Annotated in this window: 12 protein-coding genes; 10 read left to right on the top strand and 2 right to left on the bottom strand. The window is 36.5% G+C overall.

Translation table 11 applies throughout. From position 1 onward, the window contains the following. The first annotated feature begins 99 nt into the window (after nt 1–99). The gene (locus tag J2Y03_RS07090; protein WP_132085833.1) at nt 100–1,428 is read left to right on the top strand and encodes a PhoH family protein; all 1,329 of its coding nucleotides are present in this window, start codon (nt 100–102) and stop codon (nt 1,426–1,428) included. A 65-nt stretch (nt 1,429–1,493) separates the two neighbouring features. Here the strand turns inward: J2Y03_RS07090 and J2Y03_RS07085 are convergent, their stop codons facing one another. Then, entirely contained in the window at nt 1,494–1,991 is a 498-nt protein-coding gene (locus J2Y03_RS07085) for a peptidyl-prolyl cis-trans isomerase (protein ID WP_310192296.1), read from the bottom strand. 173 nt (nt 1,992–2,164) lie between these two features. Between J2Y03_RS07085 and J2Y03_RS07080 the strand changes: the two genes are divergently transcribed. From J2Y03_RS07080 to pyc, 3 genes are all read left to right on the top strand, one after another. After that, a complete protein-coding gene (locus J2Y03_RS07080; protein WP_132085837.1) occupies nt 2,165–2,446 on the top strand; it encodes an Fpa/YlaN family protein in 282 nt (93 codons plus the stop codon). 171 nt (nt 2,447–2,617) lie between these two features. After that, entirely contained in the window at nt 2,618–3,823 is a 1,206-nt protein-coding gene (locus J2Y03_RS07075) for an FtsW/RodA/SpoVE family cell cycle protein (protein ID WP_132085839.1), read from the top strand. A 59-nt stretch (nt 3,824–3,882) separates the two neighbouring features. Continuing rightward, a complete protein-coding gene (pyc, locus tag J2Y03_RS07070) occupies nt 3,883–7,323 on the top strand; it encodes a pyruvate carboxylase (protein WP_310192289.1) in 3,441 nt (1,146 codons plus the stop codon). Between the two features lie 42 nt (nt 7,324–7,365). Here pyc and J2Y03_RS07065 read toward each other — a convergent pair whose 3' ends face one another. Next, nucleotides 7,366–8,271 carry a COX15/CtaA family protein gene (locus tag J2Y03_RS07065; protein WP_310192287.1) on the bottom strand — a complete coding sequence of 302 codons (906 nt, stop codon included), beginning with the start codon at nt 8,269–8,271 and terminating at the stop codon, nt 7,366–7,368. Nucleotides 8,272–8,851: 580 nt separating this feature from the next. Here J2Y03_RS07065 and cyoE point away from each other — a divergent pair. The 6 genes from cyoE to ctaG all read left to right on the top strand — a co-directional run bounded on the left by cyoE (nt 8,852) and on the right by ctaG (nt 14,874). Further along, on the top strand, nt 8,852–9,790 hold the full coding sequence (gene cyoE, locus J2Y03_RS07060) for a heme o synthase (RefSeq protein ID WP_310192284.1): 939 nt from the start codon (nt 8,852–8,854) through the stop codon (nt 9,788–9,790). 127 nt (nt 9,791–9,917) lie between these two features. Continuing rightward, nucleotides 9,918–10,976 (top strand): cytochrome c oxidase subunit II, encoded by a 1,059-nt coding sequence (gene coxB / locus J2Y03_RS07055; protein ID WP_310192281.1) that lies wholly within the window; start codon nt 9,918–9,920, stop codon nt 10,974–10,976. A 31-nt stretch (nt 10,977–11,007) separates the two neighbouring features. Further along, complete coding sequence (gene ctaD, locus J2Y03_RS07050) at nt 11,008–12,879, top strand: cytochrome c oxidase subunit I (RefSeq protein WP_310192278.1); 1,872 nt, start codon at nt 11,008–11,010, stop codon at nt 12,877–12,879. Next, nucleotides 12,879–13,508 carry a cytochrome (ubi)quinol oxidase subunit III gene (locus tag J2Y03_RS07045; RefSeq protein WP_310192275.1) on the top strand — a complete coding sequence of 210 codons (630 nt, stop codon included), beginning with the start codon at nt 12,879–12,881 and terminating at the stop codon, nt 13,506–13,508. Before ctaD ends, J2Y03_RS07045 begins: the two co-directional genes overlap by 1 nt. Nucleotides 13,509–13,512: 4 nt before the next feature. After that, complete coding sequence (gene ctaF / locus J2Y03_RS07040; protein ID WP_310192272.1) at nt 13,513–13,845, top strand: cytochrome c oxidase subunit IVB; 333 nt, start codon at nt 13,513–13,515, stop codon at nt 13,843–13,845. Between the two features lie 123 nt (nt 13,846–13,968). After that, a complete protein-coding gene (gene ctaG, locus J2Y03_RS07035; protein ID WP_310192270.1) occupies nt 13,969–14,874 on the top strand; it encodes a cytochrome c oxidase assembly factor CtaG in 906 nt (301 codons plus the stop codon). Nucleotides 14,875–14,914 lie beyond the last annotated feature (40 nt).

Genomic DNA, 14,914 nt, shown 5'->3' with positions numbered 1-14,914 from the left:
TTATTCGAACAAACATATATTTTACCAAAGTCCTATCTAGCAATCGGTTTGTTTTAAGCAGTAACAAGCCAATCAACTAGAAAAAGTGGAGGCGTCGCTTTGAGTAAAATATACGTGTTAGATACAAACGTCTTATTACAAGACCCGTATTCCATATTCTCATTCGAAGATAATGAAGTAGTCATTCCTGCAGTTGTCCTTGAAGAAGTGGACTCAAAGAAAAGATACATGGATGAAATAGGAAGAAATGCCCGACATGTATCAAGATTAATTGATGAATTGCGAGCGGCAGGTAAGCTTCATGAAAAAATTCCACTTGAAAATGGCGGAACGATAAGAATTGAGCTTAATCATCGTGCCTTTCATGAATTACAGGAAATATTTGTTGAGAAAACAAATGACAATCGAATTCTTGCAGTAGCAAAAAATTTATCTACAGAAGAACAACAAAAGGAAAATGGAAAGCCCGTAATCCTTGTAAGCAAGGATACATTGGTAAGGGTAAAGGCAGACGCAATCGGGTTAACTGCAGAAGATTTTTTAAGTGACAGGGTGGTCGAAATCGACCATATTTACACCGGCTTTTTGGAAGTTTTTTTATCTGTAGAAACGCTTGGTACTTTTTATGAAAAAGGTGAATTACCTTTAACAGAGATTGGAAAATATTCATTCTATCCGAATCAATTTCTAATTATGAAAGACGCGCTAGGAGGATCAGCTTCAGCATTAGGGATGGTGGATAAAACACGGAGTAAGGTAAAGAAACTTGCCATTAATCAAGAACATGTTTGGGGGATTCATCCAAGAAATGTACAGCAAACAATGGCTATTGAGTTATTACTTCGTAAGGACATACCACTTGTTACCTTAATAGGTAAAGCAGGAACAGGTAAAACCTTACTAGCTCTTGCAGCGGGGTTAATGCAGACTGAAGACTTCAGAGAATTTAAAAAACTATTAGTAGCTAGGCCGATTGTACCGGTCGGTAAAGATTTAGGATATTTACCAGGAGAAAAACAAGAAAAACTTAGACCATGGATGCAGCCGATTTTTGATAATCTTGAATATCTATTTAACACAAAAAAACCTGGTGAATTGGATGCTATCCTAGCAGGGATGGGGTCGATAGAGGTAGAAGCATTAACGTATATTCGCGGAAGAAGTCTGCCGAAGCAATTTATCATCATTGATGAAGCCCAAAATTTAACGAAACATGAGGTAAAAACAATCTTAACGCGTGTAGGTGAGGGCAGTAAAATTGTTTTAATGGGGGACCCAGAACAAATAGACCATCCATATCTGGACGCCTACAATAATGGTTTAACCTATGTCGTCGAACGTTTTAAAGACCAAGTTATTTCCGGACATGTTAAACTTTTAAAAGGCGAGCGGTCTGGATTAGCAAGGCTAGCAGCCGATTTACTGTAAACTTGCATGAGACCTAATAAGATTTCCATGAAGAAACGGGTACCAAATGGCACCCGTTGTTTACTTTATTTAATAATAAACTCTCTTACGTATTTTATTGGTTCTTGTTTGTTAGAACCATCTCCGAAATAAACATGGACAGGTCCGTCTTCTGAAAGTGGTTTCCCCTTATCCGAAAAACCAAGAATGAGATCCTTTGCAATCTCAAGCGGTATCTCTTGTTCTAAAGTTGCTGTTCTTATGATTAAAGTAGTAGCATTTTCATCTGGCTCGGCATTTTTTAAAAAAGGTTGAAACTGTATACCAAAACTTCCTGTTAATACCTTTTCTTTCTCATATTTTTTCTCGGTTTTTAAAGTTGGTGGGTAGACAGCACCCTCCATTATTTCACGGTCCCAGTGTTTTGAAACCGATTTGGTATATTCCTCAAGTTCATTTGTTCTTTCATTCGTTTCAGAGAAGTAAGTAGTCAAGTCAATCCGTCGATCATCAAAAATCCAAACAGTAGGATCAAGAGTAATGGTGTATTTGGCCTTACCTGATAGTATTATTATATTTTCCATCTTTCATTCCTCCAGTTCATTTCTATTAAAAGTATAACGTGAAATAGAGTGGATGTCATATAAGTAATATGGTGGAGCAATGAATCGTGATGTTATTGTTCTTGCATTTTTCTGTGGTAAAAGGTAAAATTTATAGATAAGTTGGGTTATCGCTCTGAATGGGGGGATCAATGTTGGCGTCTGAAATGATTGTAAATCATCAAGAAAAAGCCTTTGCCTTGTTACAGGCAGACGCTGAAAAAATATTAAAGCTTATTAAAGTGCAAATGGAAAATCTCACGATGCCTCAATGCCCACTTTATGAAGAGGTATTGGATACGCAAATGTTCGGATTATCAAGAGAGATAGAATTTGCGGTTAGATTAGGCTTAATTGATGTCAAGGATGGCAAAGCGATATTAGATAAATTGGAAAGAGAATTATCTGCGCTTCATGATGCATCCATTAGAAAATAGCTAAAGAACTCAAACAATGATGATGTATTGTTTGAGTTTTTTATTAACTATCTCTATTTTCAGAATATTCCTATTCAAAAGATTTGAGTAATGTAACTTTTCTTCCCTAATACGTATCATTTTCTATTATAATAGCAATAACAACAATTTTAAAAACGAGGAAGTTATTACATGTTTAAAAAAATATTGAAATCCTATGATTATTCATTAATTATCGCAATAATCCTTTTGTCTTTATTTGGATTAGTGATGGTTTATAGTGCAAGTATGGCATCGGCTGTACAAAGATATGGAGTTGAAAGTGATTACTTTTATCAAAAACAAAAGCTCTATCTAATCGCCTCGGGTTTTATTTTTATGTTTATTGCTTTATTTCCGTATAAAATTATGCAGAGTACAAAATTCTTACTGCCAATGGTTGGTCTATCCGTTTTGGGTCTTTTAGGACTTTTTGCGTTTGGACAAGTTAGAGGAAATGCTCAAAGTTGGTATGATTTTGGTTTTATTAGTATCCAACCATCAGAATTTGTAAAAATATCCCTTATTATTTATTTGTCAGCGGTATATGCTAAAAAGCAAGCATATATTAATAAATTCAATCATGGTGTACTCCCGCCATTAGCATACCTAGTAATCGTACTTGGTTTAATTGCCTTTCAACCAGACTTTGGAACTGCGCTTATTATTGGTTTAATTGCAGGTACAATTATCCTCTCATCAGGAATGAACTTCAAAAATATTACTAAATTACTTTTGCTTGGTATGATTCTCATATCACCTGTCTTTTTAGTATTGCAGGGCGAAATTTTTTCAGAAAAACGTATGGAACGATTTGAGGTTTTAAGTGATCCTTTCAAAGATGAACTAGATTCTGGGTTCCACTTAGCAAACTCGTATATAGCAATTGGGTCAGGCGGTGTAAATGGGTTAGGTTTAGGAAAAAGTGTCCAGAAACTAGGGTATTTACCTGAATCTCATACAGACTTTATTATGGCAGTCATTGCAGAAGAATTAGGTGTATGGGGGGTTGGCTTTGTAATCATTTGCTTAGCATTTATTGTTTTAAGGGGAATCCGTCTTGGAATGCGTTGTAAGGATCCTTTTGGCAGTTTATTGGCTATTGGAATATCAAGTATGATTGGAATCCAGTCATGCATCAACCTCGCAGGTGTCTCTGGTGTTATGCCACTAACAGGTGTACCATTACCATTTGTGAGCTATGGAGGATCTTCACTTCTCCAGTTAGCTATAGCAGCTGGAATTCTAGTAAATGTTTCAATGTTTGTTAAATATGATAGTAAATATAAACAAAAACAGGTGGAAAAAGAAAAAAATCTTAAACAACAAGATGGAAATCTATATCAGTTTCGAACATAGCGCTGGGAGTTCTGCTTTCCTGCGCTTTTATATAATACAAAAAAATAGAGGTGCTAAAATTGACTAGACAAATCAATAAAGTGTTAGTAGCAAACAGGGGAGAAATTGCCATCCGAGTTTTTCGGGCTTGTACTGAATTAAATATCCAAACAGTAGCAATCTATTCCAGGGAAGATACAGGTGCATATCATCGCTACAAAGCAGATGAAGCTTATTTAGTTGGTGAAGGGAAGAAACCAATCGATGCCTATTTAGATATTGATGGAATTATTGAAATCGCAAAATTTAGTGGTGCAAATGCCATTCATCCGGGCTATGGTTTCTTATCGGAAAACATCCATTTTGCGAAACGTTGTGAAGAAGAAGGAATTATCTTTATCGGTCCCACCTCCACTCACCTAGATATGTTCGGTGATAAGGTTAAGGCAAGAAAACAAGCGGAATCAGCAAATATACCGGTAATTCCAGGCAGTGATGGACCAGTCGAAACAATAGAGGAAGTTCTGGATTTTACCGATAATCATGGTTTTCCGATTATTATTAAAGCAGCCCTAGGCGGGGGCGGACGTGGAATGCGTATAGTAAGAAATCGAGAGGAAATGCAAGAAGCATTTGACCGCGCTCGATCAGAAGCAAAAGCAGCATTTGGCAGTGACGAGGTTTACCTGGAAAAATTAATTGAGAAACCAAAACATATAGAGGTTCAAATCTTTGGGGATACAAATGGCAACATCGTCCATTTATATGATCGGGATTGTTCAGTACAGCGAAGGCATCAAAAGGTAGTGGAAGTAGCTCCAAGTGTATCAATATCAGATTCATTACGAGGGGAAATTTGTGATGCTGCGGTTAAGTTAATGAAGAATGTAGCTTACTTAAATGCAGGGACAGTTGAATTTCTTGTTTCGGGTGAGGACTTTTATTTCATTGAAGTAAATCCAAGGATACAGGTAGAACACACTGTAACTGAAATGGTAACGGGGATTGATATTGTACATACGCAAATTCTAGTTGCTGAAGGTCAAGATTTACACAGCCCAATTGTCGGAATTCCTCCACAGGAAAAGATTCGGATTAATGGTTTTGCTATCCAGTCGCGTGTTACAACAGAAGATCCACTAAATAACTTTATGCCAGATACCGGAAAAATTATGGCCTATCGTTCTGGAGGGGGATTTGGTGTCCGTCTGGATGCAGGAAATGGTTATCAAGGCGCTGTCATTACACCTTATTATGATTCTTTGCTTGTGAAGCTTTCTACACATGCCTTAACCTTTGAGCAAGCGGCATCAAAAATGGTTCGGAACCTGCGTGAGTTTAGAATTCGTGGAATTAAAACCAACATTCCGTTTTTAGAGAATGTCGTTAGACATGAGAAGTTCAGACGAGGGGAATATGATACATCATTTATCGATTCAACCCCTGAGTTGTTTGTATTTCCAGTTAGTAAGGACCGTGGAACTAAAATGCTTTCCTATATTGGAAACGTAACAGTGAATGGTTTCCCAGGAATTGAAAAAAAGAAAAGACCAGTTTTTGCAAAACCACGTATTCCGAAATTAAGCTATGATTTTCCATACCAAGAGGGAACAAAACAAATACTGGATCATAGCGGTGCAGATGGTCTCGTTCAATGGATTAAGAATCAAAACAAAGTATTACTGACTGATACTACCTTTAGAGATGCTCATCAGTCTTTGTTGGCCACTAGGGTTAGATCAACAGATATTTTGCATATTGCGGAGCCGACAGCCAAATTATTGCCTAACCTTTTTTCTTTTGAAATGTGGGGAGGAGCTACATTTGACGTAGCATACCGATTCTTAAAAGAAGATCCATGGGAACGATTGAGGATGCTTCGTGAAAAAATTCCTAATGTTCTGTTTCAAATGTTAATCCGAGGTTCTAACGCAGTGGGTTATACAAATTATCCTGACAATCTTATCCGTGAATTTGTAAGAAAATCCGCGGAGGAAGGTATTGATGTTTTCAGAGTATTTGACAGTTTAAACTGGGTACCAGGTATGGAGATAGCGATTGAAGCTGTTCGGGATAGTGGAAAGATTGCTGAAGCAGCCATTTGCTATACAGGAGACATACTTGATCAAACTAGAGTGAAATATGATTTGAACTACTATAAAGTACTAGCAAAAGAGCTGGAGAATCAAGGGGCCCATATATTAGCGATAAAGGATATGGCGGGCTTACTTAAACCAGAAGCAGCGTATCGACTGATATCTGAATTAAAAGAGACAATTGATATTCCGATTCATCTTCATACACATGATACAAGTGGAAATGGTATTTTCACATATGCACGTGCCATAGACGGGGGAGTTGATATTGTCGACACCGCATTAGGTACGATGGCAGGGCTTACTTCACAGCCAAGTGCAAACTCTCTTTATTATGCATTAGAGGGTAAGGATAGGAGAGCAAATGTAAATATTGATGCACTCGAACAGCTTTCGTATTATTGGGAGGATATTCGGAAATATTATCATGATTTTGAAAGTGGAATGATGGCGCCGCATTCAGAAATATATCAGCATGAAATGCCGGGAGGACAATATAGTAATCTTCAACAGCAAGCCAAGGGAGTTGGACTTGGAGAGCAGTGGGACGAGGTCAAGCAAATGTATACACGGGTAAATCATATGTTTGGAGACATCGTAAAGGTTACACCGTCTTCTAAGGTTGTTGGTGATATGGCACTCTTTATGGTACAAAATAATTTAACCGAAGAGGAAGTCTTAAATAGTGGAGACTCATTAGACTTTCCAGATTCAGTAGTTGAATTGTTTCAAGGGTATCTAGGTCAACCTCATCAAGGATTCCCTGAGGAATTGCAAAGGGTCATATTAAAAGGTAAAAAACCATTAGAGGTCCGTCCAGGAGAGTTACTACCACAAGTTAATTTTGAGGAATTAAAGGAAGAGCTAGTGAATGAATTTGGAGAAAACTTTTCGGATATAGATATAATTTCATATGCACTTTATCCGAAGGTTTACAAAGAATATTTGAGCACAGTTAACCAATTTGGAAATATATCATTTCTAGATACTCCAACATTCCTTTATGGCCTGCGGCTTGGGGAAGAAATTGAAGTAGAGATTGAAACAGGTAAAACACTTATCGTTAAACTTGTCTCAGTTGGACAACCACAGTCTGATGGTACACGTATCGTTTATTTCGAACTAAATGGACAACCGCGTGAGGTAAATATTAAAGATGAAAGTATTAAAGCGGCAGTGGTTTCTAGATTAAAAGCAGACCACAAGAATGAAACACATATTTCCGCAACAATGCCTGGGACTGTTGTAAAAGTATTGGTTGAAAAAGGGGAAAGGGTAGAACGAGGCGACCATCTCTTGATCACAGAGGCTATGAAAATGGAAACAACCGTTCAAGCCCCTTTTTCTGGAGTAATAAAAGATATTTACGTTAAAAATGAGGATGCTATTCAAACAGGAGATTTACTTCTTGAATTAGATAAGTAATTAAATAAAAAAAGTTGCCAATTATAAAAATTGGCAACTTTTTTATTTGTTCTTCCGTGACCTTGATAGTAATAAAAGAAAATAACTTAATACTCCAAATAAACATGTAATAAATAGGGCATGCATCAATGCAATATAAAGATTTAATTGAGTAAAAATAACGAGAGCACCCGATAAAACTTGAAGGGATACTAATGTAAAAGCACTCATCCAGCCCCAATAGATAACTTTTTGGTGACGATACTTTTTGATTGCTAAGTAGGCAACATAGGCGATCCAGATGAAAATAACACCTGCAGCAGCACGATGCCCCATCTGCACCCACTCAAAAAGATTACTTGGAAGTGCAGGACTCTCATTGATACATAACGGCCAATCACGGCAAACCAAACTCGAGTTAGTATGACGAACAAGTGCACCGGTGTAAATAACTAAGTAGCTATAAACAGAAATGGAGATAATATGAAAGCTCATCCTTTTATCTATTATTAGTTTATCTGCTTCAAACTTTTTATCGATCTCAAAGATCAGTAAAGTAAGCAGGAATACTGCCGCAAAGGAAATAAGAGAGATTCCAAAATGCAGGGCTAGGACAAAGTCAGATTGTTCCCATATTACTGCTGCGGCTCCAATCAAACCTTGCAATACTAGAAAGAATAATGAAAGAAAAGAAAGGAATTTTGTCTCTCTAATATGACCGATTACTCTCCAAGTCCATATTGATAGGATTAAAACCATAAAGCCGACGCTCCCAGACACTAGTCTGTGTGCAAGTTCAATGATTAATTCAGGAGTTATGTCTGATGGCACGAATTCTCCATTACAAAGTGGCCAGGATCTTCCGCATCCCATACCAGATTCAGTTTTTGTTACTAGTGCTCCACCAAGTAACACTAGTATCATTCCAATAGTGGTAGCTACTGCTAACCACTTTAAAGAACGTCGCAAAAAAATCACCTTCTTAACTAAAAGTTCAATAATTTGTTGTTGGATATTAATGTCAGTATAATGAATTGGTAAGGAAGAGATAAAAGTACTTATTAATCATAACGAAAACCTGAGAAAAAGAACAGAAATAAAACAGAGATTTTTAGTTTACTTTTAATTAAATGAATAATTTTCAGTTTTCACTATTATTATAGTGAAAACTATCGTTAAATAGAGAAGTGTCTGTTAGGTAAATATGGATAGATAATACAAGCTTATATATAACAACGATTTAAAAACAATTGTTCTGTACAACACATAGAAAATATTTGAATTTTACTCAAATTCGAGTATATTTTATTATCTAAAAATTCTAATATATAGTATAATGGATTATAAATAATGGTGGACACAATTTAGACAAAAATTATTCAAAAAAAATTCACAAAAATAACTAAAAGTGTGATTTAATATACAGAGAAAGTGTTCCTCAAATAACAATATTATAAAATAATAATAGCTTTTAAATAACTATTATAATTTGGTAAAGTTATCTATCGGGTTTATAATAATATGTACAACATAATTAGGAGGGGGAAAGATGCCAAATTCAAAGGCATATGGTGAAGCAACGATTGAAACTAGTTCAACTAGTCTTAATACACAAATAGAAAAAGCAACGATGTGGAAAGATTTTACGGCACTAATCAAGATTGGAATTGTAAATTCAAATCTTATAACAACTTTTACAGGCATATGGCTGGCTTTACATTTTAGTGGTCAAAGTTTTCTAGGTAACTTAGATATTGTTTTATATACCGTTATTGGTTCCTCCCTTATTATTGCTGGTTCCTGCAGCATAAATAATTATATTGATCGTGATATTGATCATTTAATGGAAAGAACAAAAGCTAGACCTACCGTTACGGGGAAAATAGTACCTTCAAAGGTACTGGGGTTGGGGATATTTTTAATTGCTCTAGGTACAATTTTTCTAATGTTTACTACCATGACTGCAACGGTGATTGGACTGCTTGGGGTTTTTAGTTATGTAGTCCTATATTCTTTATGGTCGAAGCGTCAATTAGTCTCAAATACAATTATTGGCAGTATTTCCGGGGCAGTACCTCCGTTAATTGGATGGGCTGCAGTAGATGGAAACCTAGACATTATCGCTTGGTCCTTGTTTATTCTTATGTTTATTTGGCAGCCTCCTCATTTTTATGCCCTTGCAATGAGAAGAGTGGAAGAATATAGAGCTGCTGGTATTCCAATGCTTCCAGTGGTGAAGGGGTTTAAGACTACTAAGAGACACATCCTAATATGGGTAGCTGCATTACTGCCGACACCCATATTACTAACTTCTTTAGGAATCCCATTTCTAATTTTGGCAACCATATTAAATATCGGTTGGCTAGTATTAGGGATTTATGGATATAAGATCAAAGATGATATTAAGTGGGCAAAACTAATGTTTGTGTACTCATTGCAATATTTAACAATTATTTTTGTCGCAATGGTTATTGTCACATTAGTTTAGCTTGGATGTTCTTCCTTAAATAAAGGGAATATAAATTATTCCTTTTTTAGGGGGAATTCTACTACATACATTTTTGATCACAGATAATTAAAGAATCTATTTGGCGAAAGAGGGGTTTGATTTAGCTATGAAAAGGCTTGCAAAGTGGCGTTTGATTTCGATATTTGCGATTCTTTCGCTTATCCTTTCAGGATGTGGCGAACCGTTCCTATCGACACTAAGGCCTGCTGGTGAGGTTGCAGACATTCAATATGATCTGATGAAACTAAGTACTTGGATTATGGTAGGGGTTATTGCCGTTGTAATGGTAATCTTCTTTATTGTCTTGTTTAAGTTCAGACGAAAAGATGAAAAGATACCAAAACAGGTAGAAGGAAGTCACAAACTAGAAATTATTTGGACTGTTGTTCCTATTTTATTACTTTTAATTTTAGCAGTCCCAACGGTTGCTGCTACATTTAAATTAGCAGATGTATCACCAATGGATAAAGAAGATTCAGACGCGCTTGTCATCAATGTTCGCTCCAATTTATATTGGTGGGAATTTGAATATCCTGATCAAGGTATTGTGACAGGTCAGGATCTAGTTGTTCCAACAGACGAAAAGGTTTATTTTAATTTAATTTCCTCCGATGTAAAGCACTCTTTCTGGGTCCCTGCAGCAGGTGGAAAGCTTGATACGAATACCGAAAACGTTAATAAATTCTGGTTAGAGTTTGATAGTGCGAAGGCTAAAGAAGCTGGAGATTTATTTTACGGTAAGTGTGCTGAACTTTGTGGACCATCACATGCTTTAATGGACTTTAAAGTGAAAACCGTGAGCCGTGCTGACTTTGATAGCTGGGTGGCTGATATGAAGGATGTTAAAGAACCTGCAAAAGCTGATACAGCTTTAGCTCAACAAGGTCAAGAAATCTTTAATAAGAGTTGTATAAGCTGTCACGCCGTTACACCGGGGAATACAACACCACCTGAAGCAAGGTTTGCACCAAACTTAACGAACTTTGGAGAACGTTCACGTATTGCTGGTGTTTTAGATCATAATGAGGATGAACTAAAGAATTGGCTCCGTACTCCTGAAAAATACAAGCCAGGAAATTTAATGACAGATAAATATCCACAATTAAGTGAAGAACAGCTTGATGCTTTAACAGCATATTTAATGGGATTAAAAGTCGAGGAATAATAGGGGATTTGGTTGAAAGGGAGGTAAAATTGTGAGTACCTACGCTCAAAAAAAGGGATTCGGCGCAACTTTATGGGACTTTTTAACAACTGTTGACCATAAAAAAATCGCCATCCTATATCTTATTGCAGGTGGATTTTTCTTCGTAATTGGCGGACTTGAAGCAGTATTTATCCGCATCCAGCTTGCAGTACCAAACAATGATTTTGTCAGTGCAGGATTATTCAATGAAATTATTACTATGCATGGAACAACGATGATATTCCTTGCTGCAATGCCGCTTGTTTTTGCTTTTATGAATGCAGTCATGCCATTACAAATTGGTGCACGAGATGTTGCATTTCCATTTGTTAATGCATTAGGATTTTGGTTATTCTTCTTCGGGGGAGTATTTCTAAATCTTTCTTGGTTTTTTGACGGTGCACCTGACGCCGGTTGGACTTCATACGCTTCACTTGCAATGGCCTCAAAGGGTCATGGGGTTGATTTCTATGTTTTAGGATTACAAATATCAGGTCTAGGTACACTGATTGGTGGTATTAATTTCCTAGTTACGATTATTAATATGCGTGCACCAGGGATGACGTATATGAGAATGCCATTGTTTACATGGACAACTTTTGTCACTTCCGCACTAATATTATTTGCATTCCCTCCATTAACTGTTGGTCTAGTCTTAATGTTGTTCGACCGTATGTTTGGATCTAATTTCTTTGTTACCACTATGGGTGGAAACACAGTGATTTGGGAACATTTATTCTGGATTTTCGGACACCCAGAAGTATATATTTTAATACTTCCTGCTTTTGGTATTTTTTCTGAAATCATGCCTATGTTTTCAAGAAAACGCCTTTTCGGATACTCATCCATGGTATTTGCAACCGTATTAATCGGTTTCTTAGGATTCATGGTTTGGGCGCACCATATGTTCACAACTGGTTTAGGACCTGTTGCAAATGCGATTTTTGCTGTTGCTACTATGGCGATTGCGGTACCAACGGGTATTAAAATCTTTAACTGGTTATTAACCATGTGGGGTGGAAGTGTTAAATTTACGACTCCAATGCATTATGCTATAGCATTCATTCCATCATTCGTTGCAGGTGGGGTAACAGGGGTTATGCTTGCAGTTGCAGCTGCTGACTATCAATACCATGATACGTATTTTGTCGTAGCGCATTTCCATTATGTAATCGTCGGTGGTGTAGTATTTGCACTTCTCGCTGGTACACATTTATACTGGCCAAAAATGTTTGGAACAATGTTAAATGAAACATTAGGAAAAATCACTTTCTGGTTATTCTTTATCGGTTTCCATATGACATTCTTTATCCAGCATTTCTTAGGTCTTTGGGGTATGCCGCGTCGTGTATTCACATACCTGCCAGGTCAAGGATTTGAGACGTCTAACTTAATCAGTTCACTGGGCGCCGTATTTATGTCATTAGCTGTATTAGTTCTTTTATACAACATCATTATGACATCAGTGAAAAATGTCCGAGTTGGAAATGACCCATGGGGAGACGGTAGAACACTTGAGTGGTCACTCCCATCACCACCGCCTTTCTATAACTTTAAGCAGCTTCCACTAGTACGTGGTTTAGACGCTTATTGGTTAGAAAAAATGGAAGGTAAAAAAGGGATGACTCCTGCTGAGCCTCTTGGTGATATTCATATGCCAAACTCGTCATTCTTGCCATTTATGATGTCATTTGGATTATTTGTCGCTGCATTTGGCGCATTATTCAATATGGATGATAAAGCATGGTCCATTCCAGTCCTTATACTAGGCCTATTGATTACTTTTGGATCTATGTTTATACGTTCAGTAAAGGATGACCATGGATTCCATATTCATAAAGAGGAATTAATGGATGATGAGGATAAGGGGGTTAAGGCATAATGCATGCAGAAGAAAAATTAACACATGAAACATGGCCTGCTGAGCCTGAAAAATCAACCCTTGAAGCAAAAAATAAATTTTTAGGCTTCTGGTTCTTCTTAGGTGGAGAGACTGTCCTTTTTGCCTCTCTTTTTGCTACTTATCTTGCTTTAAAGGATAAAGTACCAGATTCAACACATACATTGGCAAAGGATCTATACGATTTGCCGCTTACATTTGTTGCAACCATGTTGTTATTAACAAGTTCTTTAACAAGTGTTTATGCGATTTATCACATGAAGAACTTTAATGCAAAAAAAATGAACCTTTGGTTAATCATAACTGTATTATTAGGTGCTGCATTCCTTGCATTAGAGGTTTATGAGTTTTCACATTATGTTCATGAGTACAATCATACTTTTACAAGCAGTGCTTTTGGATCTGCATTTTACACTTTGACTGGGTTCCATGGAGCGCACGTTGCTTTTGGTTTAATGTGGTTTCTTACATTAATCATTCGCAATTCAAAACGCGGATTAGACCTTTACAATGCGCCTAAATTCTACATTGCAAGTTTATATTGGCATTTTATTGATGTAGTTTGGGTATTCATCTTTACAGTAGTATATTTAATGGGGATGGTGGGATAAACTGATGGCAAATTCACAAGTAAATTCAGGTAACCCAAGAGTGGACATTGAATATCGTAGGAAAAAAAGCGCTGAAGAAATGAAACAGCAAGTGGTTTCATTTGCCTTGATGATTTTCTTAACGCTAATTGCTTTTGCTGCTGTAGCTATGAAAGCTTCTGCATGGTTTATCATTCCGTTTATAATCTTATTAGCTGTTGTTCAAGTTATTTTCCAGCTGTACTATTTTATGCATATGAAGCATAAGGGACATGAAGCTCCTTCAATGTTTCTATATTCAGGATTACTTATTGCCTTAATTACAGTATTAGCTTTTACAACTATTATTTGGTGGTAACTTTTAAAGAAATCGGCGTTATGCCGATTTTCTTTTTATAAGGAAGAGTCATTGCTTTGCTCATTATTTTGTAAGGTATATAATAAAACTATGATTTAAGAATTTATTAAGAGGTGATATGCGGTGCTTACATTAGATATCTTTGGCTTTAAAGCACTTTGGAGCCCGTACTTCCTATTGGGTTTACTAGCAATTACAGCAATATACTTTTTAATTACAATAAAATTCCGCAGCAAGTTTGCAGATAGTGAGCCGTTAACAAAAAAACAGGCTGGCTTATTTTTGCTTTCGATGGCATTGATTTATGCAATTAAAGGTTCTCCACTGGATTTGATGGCTCATTTAATGTTTTATGTCCATATGATTTCTATGGCGCTATTAGTTCTCGTGATTCCACCAATCTTTATCTTTGGTATTCCCGTTTGGATATGGAGAAAGCTTTTCAATATAAAAGTGATTCATTCTTTATTTTATTTTTTCACCAAACCGCTCATTGCCTTATTTGTTTTTAATGGATTGTTTTCCATGTATCATCTTCCTGATGTTTTTGATCAAGTGATGCAAAGCTTCTGGTTACATGCTGGGTACTCAACTCTTTTGTTTATTGTCGCAATTTTTATGTGGTGGCCGCTTATTAATCCTGTACCAGAACAACAAAGATTAAGCGGGCTTAAGAAGGTAGGGTATGTTTTTGCAGACGGAATATTAATCACACCTGCATGTGCATTAATCATTTTTGCTCCTGGTTCAATTTATGCAACGTATTCTGATCCAGAGGTTTGGGCGCAAGTAATGAGTCTTTGTGTTGGACCGGCAACATTTGCAGGTTTAAGTATTAGTGGTCCTGAATTGTTTAGTTCAATGTCATTATTACATGATCAACAGCTCGGTGGTGTACTAATGAAGATTATACAAGAAATAGTTTACGCAGTTATTTTAGGACATGTTTTCTTTGAATGGTATCGAAAGGACCAGGCAGATTCTGAAAGGGAATTACAGCAAACATTAAAGCCTTCACTGATAGAATAAAACTTCCATAGTAATGGGAGTTTTTCTTTTTAATTGAAAA

The sequence above is a fragment of the Neobacillus niacini genome, from assembly GCF_031457145.1.
In the GTDB taxonomy this organism is placed as follows: domain Bacteria; phylum Bacillota; class Bacilli; order Bacillales; family Cytobacillaceae; genus Neobacillus; species Neobacillus niacini_J.
Note: the sequence above shows the minus strand (reverse complement) of the source record. Positions and strands in the feature narration are given on the sequence as shown.